Source organism: Syntrophomonas sp. UBA5494 (assembly GCF_002426325.1).
Window position 1 is genome coordinate 30,529 of record NZ_DIPG01000094.1, and the last position, 21,617, is coordinate 52,145.

Sequence of the window (21,617 nt, forward strand, 5' to 3'; positions counted from 1 at the left end):
ACCCATCATGTGAGAATACCCACCTAACGATCAGAAATGTTAAACCTCTTCATGGTTTTGTTGCCGAAATTGAGTGTATTGAATCACCGCCATTTTTTCCAACAAGTATTAATTAGTTTAATTGTTAAGGGACGGGAAAACCCGTTGCTTTCCTATTTGCTATACTGCCTCAAAATGGAGGAGGGATAGTCAATGATTTATCAGCCACAGCGCGTAACGCCTCGTGCCGAGTTGGAAAGCCGTACCATTCGACTGCAGGAAGCAATGAGAAATCACGACCTGGATGGCGCCATTATTATTCAAAATGCCGACCTGTTCTATTTTGCAGGTACAATTCAACGCTCCCACCTGTTTATCCCCACCGAGGGAGAGCCCGTATTGCTGGTCAAAAAGAATTATGTGCGGGCTACCCGCGAATCGAAGCTCAAATATATCAGGGATTTTCCCAATGTCAAAGAAATGTCCGCAACCGTGGAAGCCTTGTTGGGGCATAAACCTAAACGTATCGGGTTTGAGCTTGACGTTATTCCCGCCAATCTGCTGTTCTTTTACCAGAAATTGCTGGCAGGAGTGCAAATAGTCGATATAAGCAGCCTTATACGCCAGGTCAGAGGGGTAAAATCCCCTTATGAAATTGATTTGATCAGGGAAGCCGCGCAGCTCAATTTCCAAATGTTCTCTCATGTAAAGGAGTTTTTGCACGAAGGGATTCCGGAAATCGAGTTTGCCAGCAAGCTAGAAGCGCTGTATCGGCAGGGCGGTCATCAGTGTTTTATACGTATGCGCGGCTTTAATGCGGAAATCGTCTATGGTCATCTGATGTCGGGTTGGAATCTGGCGGTCCCCAGCTTTTTTGACGGACCGACCGGAGGAAGCGGCTTGAATCCATCTTTTCCGCAAGGTTCTGGATATAAGATAATTATCCGGGATGAACCTGTTATGGTTGATTATGTGGGAGTCAAAGACGGATACATGGTGGATCAGGCCAGGATATTCTGCATCGGCAAGCTTAAGCCCCATCTGACCAAAGCCTACGCAGTGGCTGCCGAAATCCAGGCGGCGGTCAAAGAAATGTCCAAACCGGGTGTTTGCTGTGCCGATGTTTATGAGGCCGCCGTGCAGATCGCCCATAGAAACGGTTTAAGAGACCATTTTATGGGGTATCCCGAATCAGTGGCATTCATAGCCCACGGTATTGGAATAGAATTAGATGAGCTGCCGGTTATGGCACGCGGTTATCAGGCCCCGCTGCAGGAAGGCATGGTCTTGGCGCTGGAGCCCAAATTTGTGTTTCCCGACGGAGCGGTCGGCCTTGAGAACACTCTGGTAGTCACCCCGCAGGGACTGGAGAATCTAACCGTTTTTGATGAGTCTGTCGGTTTTCTGCCTTAGGACGACTTAAATGGGCGTGGCGACGGGGTGACAATTGAGATTGTCCCAATTGTCACCCCGTCACCCAGTTGCGTCCGTCAAGGTTCGTTATTGCACAGTCTCAGGCGGTTTTTGTTCCGAGCCGCGGTTCTGGAAGAGCTGCTGAATCTTGTCCACAAACTGCGGCATCAGATCCAAGGCCCTTTCCGCAACATGATTACCGCTGGTGGAGAGCAGCCTGACATCATTGCTGCGCACTACCAAAAAGCCGATGGGTTTAACCGAAACACCGGCGCCGCTGCCGCCGGCAAACGGTTTTTCGCTTTGCTGCTGTCCCCCCTGGGTTTCGTAATCGCCACCGCCGGCGGCAAATCCACAGGCAACCTGCGAAATCGGGATGATCACACTGCCATCGTTGGCCTCAACGGCATCGCCGACTACGGTGTTGACGTCCACCATTTCCTTAATGCTCTGCATGGCGGTTTTCATCAAGCCTTCAATGGGATGGCTATTGCCTTGCTGTTGATACTGATGCCCTTCGTCCATATTTATTCTCCCTTCGCTTTGAACCTCATCCAGGTGATTATATAGATATAATGCACCAGGCGTATTTTGAATATGCAATCCAGCTGGGAAGAGCAGCGAAATGCGCAAAAATCCGGGTTAACTTCTAATTGAAAGGCTCTGACTACACTGACGCGGCTTAAATAATTTATCACCGCTCCTTTCAGGGCCCACAACGCACCGCTGCCTATAGCGGTCAGCATGGCATCGTCCAATCCCAGCCAGCTTCTCCAGGTGACTTTCTGCACCCCCAGTTGTTTCAGAAACTGACTCATCAAAAAGCGCTTGGCCGGAGATGAATTGCCCGCACCCGCGGTGAGAATGGCCTTGCCCAATTCCTCGGCTTGAAGATGATGATTGCTATTAAATTGACTCAGTTTGGATTTGATATTGATGTCTAAAGAAGGCGGCTGAGCCTCGAACACAAATTGCACATCGACAGTGTAGGGAAGCCGCATGAATGCGGCCAGCCCGGCCAATAACGCAGCTGCCAGGATGAGATACCACATGGATAATCTCCCGTTTTACCATATTATTCCCGGGCTGGGCGTCTTTATGCAATTATCGTAAGGCCTGGCGAAGGGTCTTTATGTAAGCCTCCATGCTGGTGATAACCTCCAGCATCAGTTCTTCTACCACGATGTTTTCACGTCCCAGGCGGAAGGTGGGGCACATCAGATTGTAGTCCAGGATTTTTTTGTGGATCTGCTCCAGCCGGACCCGCTCTTCGAAATACATGGACTCTTTGCGTTTTTCGAAGCGTTCCTGGGCCTGCTGGTTGCGTTTGGAGCTATAGAACATGGCGGCATACTTGCGGAAGTTCTCCACTCCCCCGCGGTGCTTTTCGAAATCGGCATCGATTTCTTTGCCCAGCTCAATCCAGTAGGGGGCGCAATCATTGTCTTTCAGGATCTTAAATACCATCCTCAATTCAGGCGGTTCATAAGGGTTTTCATCAAAGCGCACCGGTTTGCCGTGGCCGTTGAGGTTGTCAAAGTCCCCCCGTTCCTGGGCTTTGAGGATCTGATTTTCCACCAGGTCGGCGGTGCTGCTCATATACCTGGCTAATTTACGGGCTTGCTGAGATTTTATCTTAACCTGTTCTTCCATGGATTTTTCAGACATCGGGGATATCCTCCTCTAAAACGGGCAGATCATTTAGGCTGGCCAGGCCGAAAACTTTCAGGAATTCCGGGGCGGTCTGATACAATACGGGTTTGCCCGGCGCCGTCTTATGTCCGGCTTCCTCGATCAAATTCCTGTCCAGCAGCATAGTGATAATGCGGTCGATCTTTACCCCGCGTATGGCTTCGATCTGTGCGCGGGTGACGGGCTGCTGATAGGCGATTACCGCCAGAGTCTCCAGGGCGGCGGTCGACAATCTTTTGCGCAAGGGCGGGTGCAGCCCGGCCAATAAGCCGGCGAACTCGGGCCGGGTGCACATCAGATAAGCACCTTCTACCTCCACAATTTGTATGCCCCGTTTTTCTTGATTATACTGCAAAAGCAGTTCTTGCATAATGGGTTTCAAATCCAGCAAACCCACATCGAGAATTTCCACCAGTTCCTCTAACGGCACCGCTTCAGATCGCGTAAACAGTATGGCTTCGGCGGCGGCTTTCACTTCATCACGCATCAACATGGCTGATCCCTGCCTGCAGATAAATTCTAATATCGGATTTGTGATCAGGCTGCACCGCCCGCACCCGGCGCTGCCGCAGCAGCTCCAGCAAGGCCAGGAAATAGCCCAGCAGCTCCTTGCGATTGGCAGCCGTTTTCAGTAATTCGCCGAAGGCCATGCCCCTGTGCCGTTTTTGGGTCAGCATGGCCATCAGCTGCTTCATTTTGAGGTCTATGTTCACATCTCCGCTCGGTATTTCCACCTGGTGCTGGCTGTACTTGATCTGATCGCGCAAAGCCTTATAAGCCGACACCAGGGATTTAACATCGGCCACCAGCTCTTCCTCAGGCCGGACTTCATCAGCCTGGCGATAGAATATCCGCTCCACTTCCCCCTGCTCGCGCCTGGCCAGGTAATGGGCCACCTGCCGGTAGCGTTTGTAGGACAGCAGTTTTTGCACCAGCTCCTCGCGGGGATCTGCTTCGCTTTCCTCGGCTTGCTGAGGCTTCAAGGGGTTCTTGGGCAGGAGCATCCGGCTCTTGAGCTGCAGCAGATATGAAGCCATCACCAGAAAGTCACCCAGGCGATCCAGATCCCAGTCGCCGGTATCGGCCAGATAAGCCAGGTACTGATCGGTTATCCGGGCGATGGGGATGTCGTAGATATCCAGCTGACTCTCTTCAATCAAATACAGCAAAAGGTCCAGAGGCCCGTGAAAAGCCTCCAGTGCCACCACATAGGACATGGCTTATCTCCCCTTAAAAAATCACCATAGAGGCCAGTAATTTATACAAAAAGTTGGCAATGGGCATAAAAATCTTTGACGCCATTCCGGTAATAATCAAGAGCATAAGGATGACGAATCCGTATTGTTCCAGGCCATACATTAAACGAGCACCGCTGTCCGGCAAAATCCCGGCTAAGATCTTGGATCCATCCAGGGGCGGCAGGGGAATGAGATTAAAGGCCGCCAAAATAATATTGATGCTTACCAGCGGTTGCAGTAATTGCAGACTAATGACAACGGTTTCACTGCTCTGAAAAGGGATCAAGATGCGCATCAAAATTAAAGCCAAAAAGGCCAGCAACAGATTCATGCCCGGCCCGGCCAGGGACACCAGCATCATGCCCTGTTTAATGGAGATATGCTTGAAATTATAGGGATTGACCTGTACCGGTTTGGCCCACCCGAAATGGAAGATAAAAAGCATGGCAAATCCGATCCAGTCGATATGGGGCAGGGGATTGACGGTGAGCCGGCCCTGCAGGCGCGGGGTGTCGTCTCCCAGAGCATAGGCCACCCGCCCGTGGGCATACTCATGAAAGGTAATCGCGATGAGGATGGCGGGCAGATATATGATTAAATCAACCAGGGAATTCATTGGTAAATCGTTCCTCCTTCAGCCACTGTCTGACTGTTTCCAATTCATCATGGGAGTCTTTTATTAATCCGTCCAATTTCAGCTTATAAAGCTCAGAGAACATTTGGCTGAATACCGGTCCCGGCCGAATACCCAGGTCTATCAGGGTTTGGCCGTCAATACTCACCTTGACCCGTTCCTTTTGATCCAGGTAGCAAACCAGCTTTTCCCATGCGGCTTCGTCTTTTACGCACAACAGCAAATATATGATACCCTCCCAGCTCCAGCTGGTCAGGTCGCTGTCGATAGTGCTAAGGGGAATATCCCGGTTGTCTTGATAAGCCCTGGCCAATTGCGGCGCCAGGAAGGATTCATCTATGCAGCGCAGGGCCGCTTTGGGAAGCGGATAGCGCGAAACCGCCAGAAGTGCGGCCTCGCGGCTCAGAGTGGACAGAAACGCCATGAGGTAAACAAGCCAGTCCTGCACCCCGGTGATATGATAGCGCTCCTGCCACCAGCCCAGCAGTATTCTGATGCGCCGCATATCGTTCCAATTCAGCCTGTCCAGATCGATCTCCGGGAATACATAAGCCCATACCCCGATTTCCTGCATACGTTTCAAGGCTGGCAAGGGGTCTTTTTCACCCAGAATCAGGATCAGTTCATTGAGGATGCGTCCATAGGACAAATGCCCCAGCATGCGGCGTTCGATGGCATCCCGGGCAAAGCGCAAAGTGTCCGCTTCCATGGTAAAGCGGTAGCGCTGTTCAAAACGGATGGCGCGAATGATACGGGTGGGGTCTTCCACAAAGCTCAGATTATAGAGAATGCGGATCAAACCCTCTTCGATATCGCGCCGCCCCCCGAAGAAATCGATCAATTCCCCGAAGTGGTCAGGGTTAAGGGCAATCGCCAGAGTGTTGATGGTGAAGTCGCGCCGGTACAGGTCTTCCTTGATAGAGGAGCGCTGCACCTGAGGAAGGGCGGCCGGGAACTCATAATATTCCGCCCGGGCGGTGGCCACATCTATTTTAAAGCCATCCGCCATGACCACAACGGCGGTCTTGAAGCGCTGATGCACCCTGACCCGGGCGGGCAGAGCCTCACCCAATAAATTGGCGAAGGTCGGCCCATCTCCTTCCACCACCAGGTCCACGTCAAAGTTAGGCACGCGGAGAAACAGATCACGCACCAGCCCGCCTACCAGGTAAACCTGGCAGTCTGCATTTTCCGCCACCTGTCCGATACGCTCCAGAATAGTCATGATCTGTGAGGGCAGCTGCTCTTTCATCAGGTTCAAACAGCTTTCTTCGTTATTGTAAGCCGCAGTATATAAAATCTCGTAGTCCTCAGGATAGTCGTCGCCGTGCAAAGTGCGCAAGACGTCGGTACGGGATACAATCCCCACAATATTGGTTTCATCGTCCAGTACCGGCACCCGGCCGATATCATGGCTGATCATGGCCTTCTGAATCTCGTTCACCGGTGTATCCGGCCGGGCGGTGATCACCCGGGCGCTCATGAAGCCCTTCACCGGCGCATGACCCAGATTATGCTGGCGGGCTTTGTCAACATCACGGCGTGATATCAGACCTACCATTTGATTACCGTCCATTACCGGCATGCCGGTATGCCCGTAACGCAGCATAGTCTTGCCGGCTTCTTCCATGGTCACATGGACTGAAACCGTTTTTACCGGAGAAGACATGATATCGGCGGCAACCAGCGGGGCTCTTGTTTTCTCTTTGAGGGCTTCCAGGAGGAGGGGGATGATATTGCTGTCATCCTGTCCCTTCAGGCTGGCTGAAGCCGCCTTGCTGTGGCCGCGTCCCTTGAATATCCCCAGGATTTCGTTGACCGGTATATTGGTGGTGCGGCTGCGCCCGATGATATTAATTTTTCCGGCCTGGCTGGCTATCACAAAAACGGCGTCACAATTTTCAATGGTCAACAATCGTTCGGTTACAGTCACCAAGCTGACGAATTCCCGACTGTGGCAGCTGGCCAGAACGATATCGTAGTCCTTGATATGGTAGCGCATGGTGCCGTTCAGCAATTCCTGCATCAAGCGGCGCTGATTGCGTGATAAGGGCTGATCGATGAAACCGGCTACCACACTGAGATTGGCGCCCTTTTCCAGGAGGAATGCGGCCGCTTTAACATCCCGGGCGGTGGTTGAACTGAATAACAGGCTGCCGGTATCTTCGTAAATGCCCAGGGCCAGTATAGTGGCTTCAAAAGCGTTTATATCCACCCCCCGGGCCATGATCTCCTCTACCAGGATGGTGGTTGTCGCCCCCAGCATTTGTATCTGGCGGCTCTCCCCCCGCAAATCATCCGGCATCGGGGGATGATGATCATATATCTTTATAGCAACCCCGGGCTGAGCGGCTAACGCCTTCAACTGATCCAGCCGGCTGGCATTGGCCGTATCAACCACAATCATTTTTGTAACCGCTTCAAAGTCTATATCATTAGGCTGCTCAATGTCGATCAGGTCTTTGTACAGACCCATAAAGCGTTTGACATTGGGTGACAGTGTTCCGGAAAATACCTTGACCGCCTGGGGGTAGAGCAGATTAGCGGCAACCATGGCAGCCAGCCCGTCAAAATCGAGCGCGGTATGTGATACAATAATCTCCATTCCATAACTTTCCTTCCCAAGATATATGCATTATATCACAACTCCCTATTACACGCACCGCAGGCAATCAGGGGCGCAATCAGGGACGGTCTCTTGATCAGCCTAGCCGATCAAGAGAACCGTCCCCCTGATTGCGGTGATTCACCCGTGACTCCAAAAGACTCCTTCAGCCGCTATGGCTGAAGGAGTCTCGGGTCTGCCTAATTATTTCGTTTACTGCAAGGCGTTGTAAATGACTGTCATGGCTTCCGCCCGGGTCGCATTGGCTTGAGGACGGAAGGTGTTGTCCAGATAGCCGTTCATAAGCTGGTTGTTGACTGCGCTGACGACCCAGCCGTAAGCCCAGCTGGAGATACTGGAACTGTCGGCAAAGCTGAGCTGCCCGCTGCTGGCCTGCAGCTTGGAAGCCTTGGCGATCATGGCGGCCATCTGCTCACGGGTGATCAGGTCATCGGGACCGAAGAGCTGCTGGCTGTACCCTTCGATGATGCCGGCGGCATAGGCGGCGGCGATGTAATCTTTGGCCCAGTGCCCGGCGGTGTCCTCAAATACCTTGCCCTGTCCATCCGGCAGGTCGAAGGCCTTAACTAGAACGGTAGCAAATTCCGCTCTGGTGATAGAGTTATCCGGTCTGAAGGTGTTGTCGGGATAACCGGAGACAGCCCTCATTCCTACCAGGCTGCGGACGGCTTCTTCTGCCCAGTGTCCGCCGATGTCAGTCAGTACAACCGGCTCCGGTTCTACCGGCGGTTCTACCGGCGGCTCAACTGGTATCTCAGTGGCTATCACCGCGAAGTGGCCGGTTTTGAAGGTCTCACCCCTGACACTGGATGCATAAACATCTACAGAATCCAGCTCCACCCATTCATCCGCATTTTCGTCAAATCTGTAGATGGATAAGGTGTATTTGTCGAGGTTTGCTGCGTCCTTATTAAAAGGCAGTTTAACGATGACCGGTTCGAGGAAGTCGCCCGGGGCTTCTTTAGTAAATTCGTAAATGTAACCCAGGATAACGCTGTCCTCGGGGGCGTCGATCTCATCGCTGTCGAGACGCTCGATATCTCCTCTGGTGTCCTCATCCACTGCCCCCTTGGGTATATTCACCACCATTTTATACATTTCCGCTGTGGTCCCGGTGGTGCGGATGGCAAAGCCCGCCTGGCCGCCTCCGCCTCCGCCGCCACCTCCGCCTCCGCCGGATGAGGCGGTCTTCGGGAAAACTGCGGTTACAATCCCGGAGTCAGCGGCATTGGTTGCAGTCGCTCCGGCTACGGTAAAGAAGTTTCCAGATACGCCGGTCAGGGTGTAGCCGGTTTTTGGTGCAATGGTAATAGTGGCTGTGTAAACAGTATTGCCGGCAAACGTAGTGTTGTCTGGCGACCAGCTTACGGTTCCGGTATACTGGTCATTGGCGGTTATGGCTGTTACCGGAGTCCCGCCGGTTACCGGCGCGGTTACTCCTGTTATCACAGCAATATTTATAGTCTCTTCCACCGTAACATCGAACTTGTACAGCCAGTCATAATCCGGATCGGCCTCAGCATAATCGCGGTATACGATCAACTGGGTCTCACCCGGAGCTAGGGCTTCAAGGACAAAGTTTCCGGTCACAGGGTCAGTGGTCACCTCAACAATACTGGGATCGGCGCTAGCCCAGGCCAGCAGGTCGGTTGCATTGCGTCCCATTATTTTAATGGTATACTCATCAACATCTGTACTGCTGCCTTCCGCTAAAGTAAGTGGGCCTGCCTCCAAAACGGTCTCAGAGCGAATCGCAGCCAAAGCCAATGAAATCCTGGCATATCCGTCGGCATCGACAAACCCCGCCAGCGCTTCCTGTTGAGCAATCAACTTCTCTGCTGTCCAGCCGATCGCTGACAATCTGCCGCTGAAGGTCTGGTTTGCAGTGAGCGATAAGGCCGCATCCATAGCCTCTTCCAGGAAACCCGGCATATTGTTCAGCAGGTACTGGTTGGTGCCTGTGGCCAACAGGCCTGCCTCTGCTTCGGTGATTACGCCGGGAAGGGCTTCGCGGGCATCGTAGAAGAGTCCATAAAATTCATCCATGGTTATATCCGCCCCGAAAAGGAGCTGGAATTCGTCGACATACTCTGCTCTAAAGTCCTCCAGGGTGTTTCTCAGCTGGGTTGGGTCAGTAGAATAATAGATTTCACCCAGACCGGCGAATATGTCTTGGGCTGCTTCCCGGGCCGCTTCTTCGCTCCCAAAACGCGAAATCACTTCACTGGTCAACAGGTTGTTGCCGGTGCCGACCCCCAGAACTTCATTCCAATCTGCTTCGGATCCGTTCACCGCAAAGTCCTGCAATTCGTCACGGGCAGCACTGATGCTGGTCTTGTCATAGTCGCTCATGTATTGGTATATATCCTGCATTTGAGCAACCATATCATCAATAACATCCGCATTGGCATAATTGCTTGTGGAGAAAAGGCAAAACAGTGACAACAGCAATATAAAACCTGGTTTTCGCATCCACTTCATTTGATTATGTATTCCTCCTTCCAAAAGAGATATATTTCCGGACAGCTTTTACCCCCCTCCGTAATTGTCTAGATTGCCAAACAATGATAAGATATTGAAGTGTTATCGCCAAACCGCACCGCGGCTTATTCCCTAGGCACTTTTCGATCGCTGAGCAAAAACAAGCTCCCTTAAACCCCCGCGCTTTTAAAAGCACCTGGTCTAAAGGGCTCTTACTGATTTATCGGTTGGAACCATAAAGACTACATCTCATTTAATAACTGATAGACTTTTAAAATCACCACAGTTGCTTCAGCCCGGGTGGCATGCTGAGCAGGCACAAAAGAACCCAAATCCCGACCGGTCATGATTCCGTTGGTCAGGCTGAATGCCACTCCCGATTTGGCCCAATGCGAAATTTGATCCTGGTCAGCAACCGCACTGAGGATCAGCAAAATCTGATTTTCACTAACCGCGACGCCCTTTTCTTTAAGCAGCAAGGCCCGGCTGATTATCACGCTGATTTGCTCGCGGGTGATGGGATCTTCAGGTCCAAATTGGGTCTGGCTGTAGCCGTCTATGATGCCCAGCTCGGCAGCTTGATTAACGGCATTGCAATACCAGGCGGTAAGCGGAACATCATCAAACCTGCTGCTATTATACGACCCCGGCGTCTGACCCAGTGCCCGCAGCATCAAGGTTGCGAACTGGGCTCTGGTAATAGGTATCTGGGGGCCAAACTGGGACGGGGTCATGCCAGCTGCCAAACCTTTTTGACAGGCCTGGTTGATGGGATCTTCAGCCCAATGGCCGATGATATCTGTGAATGGACTGATTACCGGAACCGGGGCAGGGGTAGTATCCTGAGCGGGCTGAGGCTGTTCCTGATCGTTCTTTTGGCCGGGGGATGAGCCCCCTCCACTTGAGGGCCCGCTATTATGCTGCTCGTCTTCTTCATCTTCAGGGTCATCCTCATTCCCGCCCAGCAAGGCCTCCATGATAGCATCATGTATCGGCAATAGTGAAGGATGAAGCTCACCATTTTCCCTGGTGTAATCAATTTCATCCCCATAGCTGCTCAGAAGAGCATTGAAGAAGGTGCGATGCTTACGCCACAATATGACTTCTTCAAAAGACTGATACATCTGGGAATCGAAATTTTCCTCAGTCAGGGTGCCGTAACCCTTGACGGTATCTTCCAAATCAATTAAAAAGGCCTCGATATCGCTTTCAGAAGCCCCGCCTGCGATAATGCAGTCGACCATTTCCGAATAGTCCTGTTTCAGGATCTGGTAACTGGATAAAAAATCGGCGGCCGTACAGGGCCGATAGACGGGAATGAAGGTTGTCAGCAGGAAAACAAATAACGTGAAAACGGTTAATCTTCTTAAATTCAAACAGTTATTCATTAATAATGCGTTCCTCTCCACATTACCAATCTATATATTTTTTGGCAATTATATGTGTTTTGGCTAAATCTTCGATAATAAATGTGTTTTCTCCTGCAAGAATGAAGAAATAATTGGAATAGGTAAGTAAAAAGAGGAACAATATAGTCCCTCTTTTAAAAATCTCATTTATAGCATTGTTATAGCATTGTTCCGGTATTAGATGAAAATATTATTTAAGGTAGTCGGGCACCAGGTCATTTCTGACTATATCTTGATAGGTTTCCCGCTTAAGGATCAAATGGGACTTGCCGTCTTTGACCAGAACCATGGCCGGCCGGGGAATGCGGTTGTAGTTGCTGGACATGGCATAATTGTAGGCTCCGGTAGCAAAAACCGCCACTATATCTCCGCTCTCAACCGGGGCCAGTCTGGCATCCCAGATCAGCATATCTCCTGATTCGCAGCATTTACCTGCAATAGAGACCTGTTCTGTGGCCTCCTGAATAGCCTTATTGGCTACCATTGCCAGGTATTTGCTGCCGTACAGGGCAGGGCGGGGATTATCGGTCATGCCTCCGTCCACAGCGATGTATTTGCGAATCCCCGGCACCTCTTTACCGGAACCGACCGTATAAAGGGTGATCCCGGCAGGTCCGACAATAGCCCGGCCCGGCTCTACTATAATCCGCGGCTTCTTCAGGCCATATTGGTCAGCTTTAGACTGCACCGCTTTAGTCACTGCCTGCGCCCAGTCATCCGGTTTTCTGGGCTCATCCCCGGGAAAATAATATATGCCGAAACCGCCCCCGATATCGAGTTCCTGGAATTCATGCCCGGTAAGTTCCTTAACGTCAGCCATGAAATGCATCATCAGTTCGGCGGCATGTTCGAAGGACTCCATTTCAAATATCTGTGATCCGATATGGCAGTGCAGCCCCACAAGTTCAAACGCACCGCATCCCAGAGCAGCCTGCACCGCTTCCATAGCCTGCCCGCCGGGCAGGGTGAAACCGAATTTGGAATCGATCTGGCCGGTTTTGATAAATTCGTGGGTATGGGCTTCCACCCCCGGGGTGATGCGCAGCAATATGTCCTGTTTTACCTGCAGCCCCTGGCAGATCTGGTTTAGGGTTTTTAGTTCCTGGAAATTGTCGACCACCACGCGCCCTACTCCAAGCGCAACCGCCATTTCCAGCTCGCCGGGCGATTTGTTGTTGCCGTGAAAATAGACCTTTTCCATAGGGAAGCCCGCATTCATAGCCGTGAACAATTCCCCGCCGGAAACTACGTCCAGCCCCAGCCCTTCCTCATTCACTATTTTGCACAGGGCGGTATTGCATAAAGCCTTGCTGGCATACAGTACCAGGGTATCGCCCGACACCCGGAAAGCGTTGCGGAAAGCCCGGCAATTCTCCCTAAAGCCGGTTTCATCTATAACCCACAGCGGAGTTTGATACTGCTCCACCAATTTGGTGGCATCTACCCCGCCAATTTCCAAGTTGCCAAATCCATTTATCCTCATGGTGCCTGTCAGATGCAAACTCTTCAGCTCCCCAATCACTAAATCGTGAATATTGTATCATTTCCTGTCGTTAAGGGTCAATAAAAGGCCCGCGGATATACAACATACAATCATAATATTGACGGTTCGAGGCAAGTGTGATGGTTGAGCCTGCCCCAATCCGGACACAGAACACAGGGGAACGGTTGAACCGTCCCCCTGGAAAACCGTCCTCGATTGCTGCTCAAGTCTTACGGTGTGACCCCGATAGGGCTTGCCGCATCTTTTTCCAGCTTATCCTTTTGCGCCTGGAGATCCTGGATTTGCTTTTGTAATGCGCCGTTGTTGTTGCGAAGTTCTTTAATGGTGCGCGCAATCTTGAAATACCTCACGCTGTCAAGCAAAAAAGTGATTAAAGCGCCGCCCAAAGCCGCCACTAAAACCACCAAGGCCAGAGATATCTGCGGTGTGCTCCAGGTGATGAAATGAATCTCTACGGCAGCAGGATTCTGAAAGATAAAGGTTAACATAGCCGCCAGAAAAAGCACCGCTCCTATTAAATAAACCTGCATCCTTCCTACCCCATTTCGCTGTTTTTTCATTTCCTTGAGCATATATTTTCGTTCTTTTTGTCAAAATTCCTGCCTTCCTGCTGCTCCAGCAATGGTTTTGATCTCAGCATCAGGCTCCACATGGATAAGCACCGATGAAAACGGCACCCGCTCGCCAATGGATTTTTCTATGCTGTCACACAGGTCATGGGCCTCCTGCACGCTGGTTCGGGCGTCTATGACCAGATGCAGGTCGATATGGGCTTCGCGCCCGGCACGGCGCGTGCGCAGGTCATGGTATTCCACATAGAGGTAATGGTGTTCGGCCAAAACGTACTGCACCTCCTGCAGGTGATGCTCTTCCAGGGAGGTATCCAAAAGGGGCACAAAAGCCTTCCGGGTCAGGTCATAGGCGGCTTTGACAATCAAACCGGCTACGACGATGGCGGCAATAGGGTCTATGATCTGCAGTCCGGTTATTTTTATCAGCAAGAGCCCGATAAATACGCCTAAGGAGGTATAGACATCGGTGCGCAGGTGCATGCCGTCCGCTTCCAGGGCAATGGAATGGTGTTCCCGACCGGTTTTCAGCAGGTAATTTGAAACTACCAGATTGAGGACGGTCGATACCCCCATTATAACCAGGCCCCAGGTGGGCTCCATGGTTTCTCCGCCAAATCTGATCTTTTCTATGGCCTCTTTGATAATCAGGGCTGCCGCCACGAAGATCAGCAGGGCTTCAATAGTCCCGGATATATTTTCGATTTTTCCGTGGCCAAAGGGATGCTCCTCGTCCGGGGGTTTGGACGATTCTTTCACCGCAAAAAGGGCAATAACCGCGGCTACCAGGTCATTGCCGGAATGAATGGCTTCAGAGATGACGCTTATGGAACCGCTCAAGACGCCGGCGACGAATTTGGCGGTCATCAGGAACAGGTTGCTTATAACGGATATTATTGCTGCTCTGGTCTTGATCTGTGTGTCCACAGCCCACCCCTCCGTTAAAAAAACGGGACTTCATAATATGAAGTCCCGCGGATTTCCGCTGCTCAATGAGCCCGGCTAAAAGCCTGACTAAACGCAGTGATGTTGTTATTAAGGTCTAGTATAGGGGACAAAGACTTGTCCTGTCAACGGATTTCGTCTAAGCCGCCTTTTTGATCTCGTACCACAGGGGGCTGGCAATGCAAATAGAGCTATAAGCCCCCACCACAAAACCGATCAGCATGGCTGCCACAAAGAATTTGAGGGTGGCGCCGCCCAGAATCAGCAAGGCCACCAGGGTCATAACGGCTGTCAGCACCGTATTGATGGATCGATTCAGCACCTGCAAGATGCTCTTGTTTAACAGCGTCAAATAATCCGGCTTTTTGGTGCTGCGCATGTTTTCCCGAACCCGGTCAAACACAACAATGGTGTCGTTGAGGGTAAAACCAACCACAGTCAGAATAGAGGCGATAAAGGGCGAATTAATTTCCCACTGAAATATGGAGAATACACCCACTACCACCAGGATGTTGTGCATCAGGGCCAGAACCGCCGCCACTCCGAAAGTCCATTCAAAGCGGAAGGAGATGTAGACCAGCATCAAGACCAGGCCTATCCCCAATGCCATAAGTGCGTTGAGGCCCAGTTCCCGGCCTATGGTAGCCCCGACGCTCTCGGCGCTCATCAATTCCACTTCGCCGAACTTGGTCTCTAAGGCATTGATCAAAGCTTTGGTCTGTTCCTGATCCAGTTCGCTGGTGCGGATAAAATAGGTGTTATCAATGTTCTTCTGCACCTCGGATTGTTCCAGTCCTACCGGCACCAGGGCTTCCCGCACCTCCGGGGCGCTTACGTCGGCAGCCATTTTCACATGCACGATGGATCCGCCTCTAAAGTCGATCCCCAGGTTGAGTCCATTGAGAAAAAGGGAAGCTATTCCCGGAATAATCAATATTAAAGATATGATGTAGAAAATTTTCCTGCGTTCAATAATCATGGCAATCCCCTCCTTATACCCCGTATAGCTTGGTGTTCTTGGTAAGATTAGAGGCCAGACCCAGCAAATAACGGGTAAAGGTCAGAGCGGTAAACATGTTGATTATCAACCCGATGGAGAGGGTAACAGCAAAGCCTTTTACCGAGCCGGTGCCAAAATACATCAAGACTACCGTGACCATCAAAGTGGTGAGGTTGGAGTCGAATATGGTCCAGAAGGCGCGTTTAAAACCGGCGTCTATAGCGGCCTGCAAAGTCTTGCCCCACCTGATCTCCTCCTTGATGCGTTCGTAAATAATGATATTGGCATCGACCGCCATGCCGATTGACAGCACAAAGGCGGCGATACCCGGCAGGGTCAGGACCGCATTGAGCAGGACCATGCTCCCCAAGACCAGCAGCCCGTATAAGACAATGGAAATGTCGGCAATCAAACCCGGCAGCCGGTAATAGCCCAGCATAAAGAGGAAAACGGCCAGTATGCCGATCATGCCGGCTTTAAGGCTCTTTTCCAGCGAATCCGCACCCAGGCTGGGGCCGATAGAGCGCTTTTCCAGAACATTGAAGCTGACCGGCAGGGCTCCGGAACGCAGCAATACCGCTAAATCCTGGGCTTCCTTGGCGTCGAAATTGCCTTCGATGATAGCATTGCCGTCGGTTATGGCCTGGTTGACGATGGGGGCGCTGATGGGCTTGCCGTCCAATACGATCACCAGCGGTTTGCCTACATTGGCGGTAGTGGCCTGGGCAAACAGATCGGCGCCTGCTTTGTCGAACTTGAGTTCCACATAGGCCTCCTGGGTGTTGGGGTTGACCCGAGCCTGGGCATCAGTCAAATTCTTGCCGCTTACCAGAACATTGCCTTGCTCATCCTGAAACTCCAACTGAGCTACGTTTTTGAGTATATCTACGGCGGCCTCAGGATCATCTTCCCCGGCGATCTCGATAACCACCCGATCTTTTCCCTGTGGATACAGGCTGGTCTCTCTGACCCCCAGGCTGTCTACGCGGTCGCGTATGATGCCTACGGCTTTTTGAATGGTGTCATCAGTGATCGGTTCACCCGGCTTTTCCTGGGCCTGTAATACCACCCGCAGGCCGCCCCTTAAATCCAAGCCCAAATCCAGGTTGTTTACCAGGGGCTTCTGCAGGAAAAATACAGCCAGACCCAGGGCGATCACAATCACTGCACTTATCGCAATACTTAAGTTTCGGTTCACTAATGCATTCCTCCACAACTTTACTTAGATCAGCTTGGCTCCATTTATAATGAGTTCGAATTCGCAGCCCAGAAAATCAGCGGCCCGGCGGCACAACAGCATGCGGCTCAGGAAAATCTCGAAATACTCCATCACCGGGCAGATAGCGGTGTCTATAGCCATCACCATGGAGATGAGCTGTTCCTCTTCATCGATATTCACAATAGAATACTCTACAGCGTAATTGACCCGGTCATGAATATCGAAGGTGGCGACATCATGGTTCCTGACCCGGTTGCGGTGTACATGCGACTTGTCAGCCAGGATCAAGGCTGCAGCCACCGCGTTTACCGGTTGACCGCTGCCTTCGTCATGATTGCCGATAGCCGCACAGATGACGGAGATTTCATCTTCCTGCATTTGCATACGGTTGAGCAGCTCCCAGGCGATCAAGGCCCCGGCCTGGCTGTGACCGTTGCGGTTGATGACATTGCCGATATCATGCAGATATCCGGCAATCGCTGCCAGATCGGCCATGCGTTCGGGGTACTTCAATTTAAGCAAGATTTCCCGGCTAAGCCGCGACACCACTTTAACATGGACCTGGCCGTGATCAGTGTAGCCAATCGCTTCCAGATGCTTATTCCCCTGCTTGATAAAGCCCTTCACCAGGGGGTGGCGATAAAGGTCGGCGACTTCGAGCATGATTATTCTGCCTCATCGACGCGGTAGGCTACCGCGGTTTTCAAAAACTCGATCTCTATGTTGTCATTGACTCTGATCATGACGGTCTTGTCTTTTATGCGGGCTACTTCCCCCCTTATGCCGCCGATGGTCACAACCTTCTCGCCCCTTTTGAGGGATTCCAACAGTTCTTTATGACGCTTCTCCTGCTTTTTGCGAGGTTGTATGATAAACACCCAAAAAATCGCAATAAACCCGCCAAAATAGAGAACCAAGGTTAGTACGGAATTGTCCAGTGGCATTCGATATCACCCCTTACATTTGATCAACTTAAGTTAAATTCGCGACTTAAGGCGAAAATCCTCTAAGATATTTGATAAACAGTTAAAAACTGGTGGTAAAAGTCCATATATCGGCCTGCCCGGATAGCCTGGCGGGCTTCTTTCATCAGGTTCACCAGAAAATGCACGTTATGGTAAGTGATCAGCCGGTGGGCCAGCATTTCACCGGCTTTAACCAGATGCCTGATATAGGCGCGGCTGAAACCTTTACAGACCGCACAGCCGCAGTCTGGATCCAGGGGCAGAAAATCCTCGGCATATTCCCGGTTGCGCACGGTAATCCGGCCCTGGCGGGTATAGGCGCTGCCATGGCGGGCTAAGCGGGTGGGTAAGACGCAGTCGAACATATCTATGCCGTGCCGTATCCCCTCCAGCAGATCCTCCGGCGCACCCACGCCCATCAGGTAGCGCGGGCGTTCCCGGGGCAGCAGGCTGTCCATGGCTTGTATGGTCTCATACATCTCCTTTTTGGATTCGCCTACACTGAGACCCCCGATGGCATAGCCTGGGAAGTCCAGGGCCAGCAAATCCTGGGCGCTCTTTAGACGCAAATCAGGGAAAACATTGCCCTGCACGATGCCAAATAATATCTGCCGGTCGGAATGGTGTGCTTCCCGGCACCTCCTGGCCCACAGCGTGGTACGTTCCACCGCCTGCCGGGCTTCCTCGTAATTGCAGGGATAGGGGGCGCATTCATCGAAGCACATGGCGATATCGGCCCCCAAATCCATCTGGATCTGCATTACCTTCTCAGGGGTGAGAAAGTGGGCGGATCCATCGATGTGGGACTGAAACTCCACTCCTTGGTCACTGATCTTGCGCATGGCACTGAGGCTGAAAACCTGAAACCCGCCGCTGTCGGTCAATACCCCTCGCTCCCAGTTCATAAAGCTGTGCAGTCCGCCGGCCCGTGCAATCAGCTGCTCACCGGGGCGCAGGTAAAGGTGGTAGGTGTTTGACAATATTATGGAGGCCCCGATCTGATAAAGATCGTCCGGGGTCAGAGTCTTGACCGTGGCCTGGGTTCCCACCGGCATAAACACCGGAGTCTCGGCATTTATATGCCCGGTTTTCAAGCAGCCCGTCCGGGCCCGGCATAAGGGATCATTCTTCTCTATTGTAAACATCATAGCACCTCAACTGTACTTGTAAATTTATCCGTTCAAGACAAACCACATACTTTTCAGCAAATCAACATCGCGTCTCCATAACTGAAGAAGCGATACTTTTCCTTAATGGCGTGCTGATAGGCCTGTCTGGTCTTTTCCACCCCCAAAAAGGCCGATACCAGCATCAGCAGTGAAGATCCGGGCAGGTGAAAATTGGTTATCAGCTGGTCAATGGCATTAAAATCGTAACCAGGGTAGAGGAAACAGTCGGTTTCCCCCTGCCCGGCCCGATAACCCCGGTCTTTATCATAAATGGTCTCCAGGGTGCGCACCACGGTAGTGCCTACCGCGGTGATCCTCCCCCCCTTTTCCCGGGCCCGATTGAGCAGGGATGCTGTTTCGGCGCTCACCTGGTAAAACTCGCTGTGCATCTGGTGCTGGCGAATATCGGCGCAGCTGACCGGGCGGAAAGTCCCCAATCCCACATGCAATACCACCGTGGCTATCTGAACTCCCTGGGCCTTTATCTCCTCCAGCAGGGTTGTGGTAAAGTGCAGGCCGGCCGTAGGCGCGGCTGCCGAACCGCTGTGTCTGGCATAGATGGTCTGGTAGCGCTCCGCATCACCTGACTCGTCACTGCGCTCTATATACGGCGGCAACGGGATATGCCCCGCCCGGGCAATAAACCCATCCTCATCACAATGGTTTAAGACCAGCCGCCTCCCTCCGGGAAAACCAAGCTCGGCGGTGATGACTGCCTCAGCCTCTTCAAACCCGGGGAAGAGTATGCGGTATCCGGGACGCAGGCGGCGGGCCGGCCTTACCAGGGCTTCCCATTCCGGGCCCTGTTTGCGCAGGAGCAATATCTCCACCTGCCCCCCGCTCTCTTTTACTCCCAAGAGCCGGGCGGGAATGACTTTGGTGTCATTTAAGACCAGTACATCGCCGGGATGCAGGTAGTCTGCCAGCTCTTTAAAATAGCGGTCATGCATCGCCCCGCCTTTGCCTTCCACCACCAGGAGACGGGAAGCATCCCGCGGTTCGGCCGGATACTGCGCAATCAGCTCCGGCGGCAGGTCATAATGATACTGCGCTAAATCATAATAGGGGCTGTTGTCATCCACTGACATGGATATTATCTCCTCAAAAACAGATTTAACAGGACGGTCAGGATCAAGCTCAGAATCAAGCCGGTAGCCAGCGGAAAGTAGAGGGTGAAATTGCCGCGGCGGATCACAAAATCACCGGGGATGCGAAATCCCTCTCCGCCCAGCTTGCTCATCAGCAATAATCCCAGCCCTGCCAGGAGAATTAACGCCCCCATGGTGATGAGGAGCCTGGCGATACTATCCATACCATTCATGATTTTGGGTTCTCCTTCTTCCGTTTCGCAGAGGCATAGCGCTCCTGTTCGCTGTACAGGCATCCGCAGTACTGCTGCCGGTAAAGCCCGGCCTCCTTGGAGCGGCTGACGGTCTCTTTATAGTCGCTGCGGAAGTCCCGGTACAGGAAGGGGACCCCATATTTTTCAGCAGCCATCTCCCCGGCCTCCTTGATGAGGTCATGCTTTTGAAAGGGGCTGACCAGAAGCGAGGTCGAGAAATAATCGAACTTGCCGGAGCGGGCCATCTGTGCGGTCTTGTGCAGGCGGATCTGATAGCATAACTGGCAGCGCTTCTGTTCCCGGAAAGTAATGTGGTGGAAATAATCCACCGGGTTGTAGGGCTCCTCGCCGATCAGTTTGAGCCCCTGCTGCCGGGCATACTCCTGCAAAGCCTCCAGGCGTTTGGCATATTCAGTAAAAGGGTGAATGTTGGGATTGTAAAAATAGCCCCGCACATCAAAACCCTCTTTTCTGAGGGCGGGAAGGGGAACGGTGGCACAGGGCCCACAACAGGTATGCAAGAGTACTTTGTCCATAATTCACTCCATTACTCGCCATCATCAGGCGCGTCAGCGCCAAGGTTAAAAAGGTCAGATTTCCAGGCCGGATTTAAAGGATAACCCAGATGCTTGTAGGCATTCTCCGTAGCCACGCGCCCCCGCGGGGTCTTTTGTATCAATCCCAGTTTAATCAGGTATGGTTCGTAGACATCGCTTAAGGTATCTCCTTCTTCTGACACCACGGCAGCCAGTGTTTCCAGGCCCACCGGGCCTCCCCCGAATTTATTGATCAGGGCTTCCAGTATCATTCTGTCCACGTTGTCCAGGCCGCATTCATCGATTTCCAGGCTGCTCAAGGCCATTTGAGCCAATCTCAGGCTTATCACCCCGTCGCCTTTCACCAGGGCAAAATCCCATACCCGGCGCAGCAAGCGATTGGCGATGCGCGGCGTGCCCCTGGCCCGGCGGGCGATCTCCCGGGCGCCCTTCTGGTCTATACGCAGGCCCATAATCACAGCCGCCCGCTCGATGATCAACAAAAGGTCATTTTCATTATAAAAGTCCAAGCGGCAGTTGATGCCGAACCGGTCCCTTAAGGGTGAACTCAAGAGGCCTGGACGGGTGGTGGCGCCTATCAGGGTGAAAGGAGGCAAATCCAGGCACAGTGTCCTGGCCCCGGGCCCCTTGCCGATAACTATATCGATCGTGTAATCCTCCATAGCCGGATACATGATCTCTTCCACAGTACGGTTTAAGCGGTGTATCTCATCGATAAACAGGATCTCACCCGGCTCCAGGTTGGTTAGAATCGCCGCCAGGTCTCCGGGACGTTCGATAGCCGGGCCCGAGGTTTTGCGGATCGATTTGCCCAGTTCATTGGCTATGATAGTGGCCAGGGTGGTCTTGCCCAGACCCGGAGGCCCGCTCAAGAG

At 52.3% G+C, this 21,617-nt stretch carries 22 protein-coding genes; 1 reads left to right on the plus strand and 21 read right to left on the minus strand.

Translation table 11 applies throughout. The features are described 5' to 3' along the window. Nucleotides 1–192 precede the first annotated feature (192 nt). Nucleotides 193–1,392 (plus strand): M24 family metallopeptidase, encoded by a 1,200-nt coding sequence (locus tag B3W37_RS10295; RefSeq protein WP_483175668.1) that lies wholly within the window; start codon nt 193–195, stop codon nt 1,390–1,392. 87 nt (nt 1,393–1,479) lie between these two features. On the opposite strand, the gene ytfJ is transcribed toward B3W37_RS10295, so the two are convergent. The 21 genes from ytfJ to ruvB all read right to left on the minus strand — a co-directional run. Continuing rightward, a complete protein-coding gene (ytfJ, locus tag B3W37_RS10300) occupies nt 1,480–1,917 on the minus strand; it encodes a GerW family sporulation protein (RefSeq protein WP_481038024.1) in 438 nt (145 codons plus the stop codon). Nucleotides 1,918–1,919: 2 nt separating this feature from the next. Then, nucleotides 1,920–2,444: a DUF2953 domain-containing protein gene (locus B3W37_RS10305; RefSeq protein WP_481038023.1), complete on the minus strand. Its 525-nt coding sequence runs from the start codon at nt 2,442–2,444 to the stop codon at nt 1,920–1,922. Between the two features lie 52 nt (nt 2,445–2,496). After that, on the minus strand, nt 2,497–3,060 hold the full coding sequence (locus B3W37_RS10310) for a DnaJ family domain-containing protein (RefSeq protein WP_483171853.1): 564 nt from the start codon (nt 3,058–3,060) through the stop codon (nt 2,497–2,499). Beyond that, on the minus strand, nt 3,053–3,577 hold the full coding sequence (scpB, locus tag B3W37_RS10315; RefSeq protein ID WP_483171852.1) for an SMC-Scp complex subunit ScpB: 525 nt from the start codon (nt 3,575–3,577) through the stop codon (nt 3,053–3,055). Before scpB ends, B3W37_RS10310 begins: the two co-directional genes overlap by 8 nt. Continuing rightward, nucleotides 3,564–4,301, minus strand: coding sequence for a segregation and condensation protein A (locus tag B3W37_RS10320; protein WP_483175669.1), 738 nt, complete (start codon nt 4,299–4,301; stop codon nt 3,564–3,566). Before B3W37_RS10320 ends, scpB begins: the two co-directional genes overlap by 14 nt. Before the next feature lie 13 nt (nt 4,302–4,314). After that, nucleotides 4,315–4,938 (minus strand): site-2 protease family protein, encoded by a 624-nt coding sequence (locus B3W37_RS10325; RefSeq protein ID WP_483171851.1) that lies wholly within the window; start codon nt 4,936–4,938, stop codon nt 4,315–4,317. Continuing rightward, on the minus strand, nt 4,922–7,561 hold the full coding sequence (locus B3W37_RS10330; protein ID WP_483175670.1) for a CBS domain-containing protein: 2,640 nt from the start codon (nt 7,559–7,561) through the stop codon (nt 4,922–4,924). Before B3W37_RS10330 ends, B3W37_RS10325 begins: the two co-directional genes overlap by 17 nt. 213 nt (nt 7,562–7,774) lie before the next feature. Then, nucleotides 7,775–10,063 carry an S-layer homology domain-containing protein gene (locus B3W37_RS10335; protein WP_483175671.1) on the minus strand — a complete coding sequence of 763 codons (2,289 nt, stop codon included), beginning with the start codon at nt 10,061–10,063 and terminating at the stop codon, nt 7,775–7,777. Nucleotides 10,064–10,305: 242 nt separating this feature from the next. Beyond that, nucleotides 10,306–11,439 (minus strand): S-layer homology domain-containing protein, encoded by a 1,134-nt coding sequence (locus B3W37_RS10340; protein ID WP_483175672.1) that lies wholly within the window; start codon nt 11,437–11,439, stop codon nt 10,306–10,308. Between the two features lie 223 nt (nt 11,440–11,662). Further along, nucleotides 11,663–12,955, minus strand: a complete 1,293-nt coding sequence (gene lysA, locus B3W37_RS10345) for a diaminopimelate decarboxylase (RefSeq protein WP_483175674.1) — start codon at nt 12,953–12,955, stop codon at nt 11,663–11,665. 230 nt (nt 12,956–13,185) lie between these two features. Next, entirely contained in the window at nt 13,186–13,548 is a 363-nt protein-coding gene (locus B3W37_RS10350; RefSeq protein WP_483175675.1) for a lipopolysaccharide assembly protein LapA domain-containing protein, read from the minus strand. 18 nt (nt 13,549–13,566) lie between these two features. Continuing rightward, nucleotides 13,567–14,472: a cation diffusion facilitator family transporter gene (locus B3W37_RS10355; protein WP_481038015.1), complete on the minus strand. Its 906-nt coding sequence runs from the start codon at nt 14,470–14,472 to the stop codon at nt 13,567–13,569. Between the two features lie 157 nt (nt 14,473–14,629). Continuing rightward, nucleotides 14,630–15,469: a protein translocase subunit SecF gene (gene secF, locus B3W37_RS10360; protein WP_483175676.1), complete on the minus strand. Its 840-nt coding sequence runs from the start codon at nt 15,467–15,469 to the stop codon at nt 14,630–14,632. Nucleotides 15,470–15,482: 13 nt separating this feature from the next. Further along, the gene (gene secD, locus B3W37_RS10365; RefSeq protein ID WP_483175678.1) at nt 15,483–16,688 is read right to left on the minus strand and encodes a protein translocase subunit SecD; all 1,206 of its coding nucleotides are present in this window, start codon (nt 16,686–16,688) and stop codon (nt 15,483–15,485) included. 24 nt (nt 16,689–16,712) lie between these two features. Then, nucleotides 16,713–17,372, minus strand: coding sequence for an HD domain-containing protein (locus B3W37_RS10370; RefSeq protein WP_483175680.1), 660 nt, complete (start codon nt 17,370–17,372; stop codon nt 16,713–16,715). 2 nt (nt 17,373–17,374) lie between these two features. Continuing rightward, complete coding sequence (gene yajC, locus B3W37_RS10375; protein ID WP_481038011.1) at nt 17,375–17,653, minus strand: preprotein translocase subunit YajC; 279 nt, start codon at nt 17,651–17,653, stop codon at nt 17,375–17,377. 62 nt (nt 17,654–17,715) lie between these two features. Continuing rightward, nucleotides 17,716–18,822 (minus strand): tRNA guanosine(34) transglycosylase Tgt, encoded by a 1,107-nt coding sequence (tgt, locus tag B3W37_RS10380; protein ID WP_483171846.1) that lies wholly within the window; start codon nt 18,820–18,822, stop codon nt 17,716–17,718. A 53-nt stretch (nt 18,823–18,875) separates the two neighbouring features. After that, nucleotides 18,876–19,931, minus strand: a complete 1,056-nt coding sequence (gene queA / locus B3W37_RS10385; protein ID WP_483171845.1) for a tRNA preQ1(34) S-adenosylmethionine ribosyltransferase-isomerase QueA — start codon at nt 19,929–19,931, stop codon at nt 18,876–18,878. 5 nt (nt 19,932–19,936) lie between these two features. Continuing rightward, nucleotides 19,937–20,164 carry a DUF2905 domain-containing protein gene (locus B3W37_RS10390; RefSeq protein WP_483171844.1) on the minus strand — a complete coding sequence of 76 codons (228 nt, stop codon included), beginning with the start codon at nt 20,162–20,164 and terminating at the stop codon, nt 19,937–19,939. Next, nucleotides 20,161–20,721 (minus strand): epoxyqueuosine reductase QueH, encoded by a 561-nt coding sequence (locus tag B3W37_RS10395; protein WP_483175681.1) that lies wholly within the window; start codon nt 20,719–20,721, stop codon nt 20,161–20,163. Before B3W37_RS10395 ends, B3W37_RS10390 begins: the two co-directional genes overlap by 4 nt. An 11-nt stretch (nt 20,722–20,732) precedes the next feature. Next, on the minus strand, nt 20,733–21,617 hold an 885-nt coding region (gene ruvB / locus B3W37_RS10400; RefSeq protein WP_483175682.1), incomplete at its 5' end, for a Holliday junction branch migration DNA helicase RuvB.